Here is a 1,654-nt window from a genome sequence, read left to right as displayed (position 1 = left end):
CCCGGCAAGTACGGCACCGACACAGCAGTCCACACCGCGAGACCGTCCCGGAACCCCGAGAACACCAATTCAGCGGGGATCTCCTTCCCGTCACGCACCAATCGCACATTCACCGGGGCTGGCGGTGCTGACGGCCCACGCTTGCGTCGTCCGAACATCACTGACCTTCTTCCGCGAATAGTGCCTGCACTTCGTCTGACCGGTCGATCGCGGTCTCATCCACCCGTTCTCCGTCACCGAGGGCGGTCACGTCCACCGTCTCCGCGTCGACAGGTTCCTCGTGGCGGATTGCCAGATCCGCCGCTGCCGCCTGCTCCGCGCGTTCCAAAGCGGGCAGGAGCCCGGCAGCGCCGACGAGATCGCCGAGTTCTGCTCGGTCCAAGACTGCACTCCCACAGAACTATTCGAGTCACTGCTAACCTCAAGCCACGTCAACTGTTGCAACGATGGCTAGAACCCGCCCCGTCGTTTCTGGACTACTTTTCAACCGTCGTTAACAACTGGTACCAAGTCGCAGGATTCAACACCGAGTTGCCGAAACACGACTGCGGGCGCGTGTCCGACATCCTCGAGATGTTCCGGATCATCACCTACGGCATCGACCACCACTCAAAGAACCGGACGCCCGTCGAGGACAAGCTGGCGTTCGAACTCGAGTTCCAGGGCTTCAATCACAACGACCCGCAGGAAAATCACATGGCGAGCTACGTCGACTTCCTACTGGAGTCCTGGCTGCACCTACGTGCGGGTGAGGAACGTCTGCGCGCAGAATCGGTAGTGGACGCTCTGGGGAAGTATCCGCGGCCGATCACCCTGTCCAACTTCGTCGCCTTCGACGTGGTTGGGTGCTGACAGAACTCCCTACCTGCTGTATAGATCCAATAGGTTTTTACTGTGATTATTGCTTTATATGGTCGTAAATGCGACCATATAATCTATGGATGAGATGACGGTGCACGATGCGGCAGCCGCACTTGCGGTGACCGAACGTCAGGTCACCAGATTGGCGCGCGCCGGCACCATCACCATCACCCGCGAGGTCGGCAAATCCCTCCTACTCAGCAGCGCATCCGTGCATCGCATCGCTCAGACCACTCGCCGCCGCGGCCGCCCGTGGAACCCGGACGTCGCATGGGCTGCGCTGGCACTGCTCTCTCACCGCACAGTCGACTGGATCTCACCGCCAGAACAGATCACCCGACTCAAACATCGTTTACGTCGGTCCAACGCGGACGAGGTGGCGTACCTCGCCAGGAACCGCGCCACCACACACCACATGGATACATGGGACGGAGATGCAGACGCCCTGATCAGGGACGGCCACCTCGCTGCCACCGGAGTCAGTGCCATCATTCACGTACCGGAAAGGGCTGCCCGATTCGGACTGTCCTCGACCCTGGGTGACAAAGCCGACGGGTACATCGTCGATGACGCTTTCGAGGACATCGTCGAACAGTTCGGGATGCTGTCTCCTGACGGAGACGTCACCCTGCGGGTCGTCACCGCTCTGAACCCGTTCTTCGACACGACAACACTGCCGATCGCGGCCGTGGCCGTTGACCTGATGGAATCCCTCGACACTCGTGAGCGCAGCGCCGGCACTCGCGTCCTACAGGAGCTGCTCGATGACTTCCGCTGACAGGCCACAGCGGCC

At 60.9% G+C, this 1,654-nt stretch carries 3 protein-coding genes; 2 read left to right on the top strand and 1 reads right to left on the bottom strand.

Annotated elements, in window-relative coordinates; genetic code table 11:
* Window positions 1-157: 157 nt before the first annotated feature.
* On the bottom strand, window positions 158-382 hold the full coding sequence (locus tag ABT116_RS44700) for a hypothetical protein (RefSeq protein ID WP_351646688.1): 225 nt from the start codon (window positions 380-382) through the stop codon (window positions 158-160).
* Between ABT116_RS44700 and ABT116_RS44695 the strand changes: the two genes are divergently transcribed.
* Entirely contained in the window at window positions 289-852 is a 564-nt protein-coding gene (locus tag ABT116_RS44695) for a YfbU family protein (protein WP_351646684.1), read from the top strand. The two genes, ABT116_RS44700 and ABT116_RS44695, sit on opposite strands and share 94 nt — an antisense overlap.
* An 85-nt stretch (window positions 853-937) precedes the next feature.
* Window positions 938-1,639 carry a hypothetical protein gene (locus ABT116_RS44690; protein WP_037132739.1) on the top strand — a complete coding sequence of 234 codons (702 nt, stop codon included), beginning with the start codon at window positions 938-940 and terminating at the stop codon, window positions 1,637-1,639.
* The last annotated feature ends 15 nt before the right edge of the window (window positions 1,640-1,654 follow it).

The sequence above is a fragment of the Streptomyces sp. NPDC002130 genome, from assembly GCF_040296465.1.
Classification (GTDB): Bacteria; Actinomycetota; Actinomycetes; order Streptomycetales; family Streptomycetaceae; genus Streptomyces.
This window is presented reverse-complemented; position numbering and strand designations above follow the sequence as displayed.

Excerpts from the sequence above, each read along its gene's own strand:
- ABT116_RS44690 (WP_037132739.1), top strand. The coding sequence starts at position 938 with ATGGATGAGATGACGGTGCACGATGCGGCAGCCGCACTTGCGGTGACC.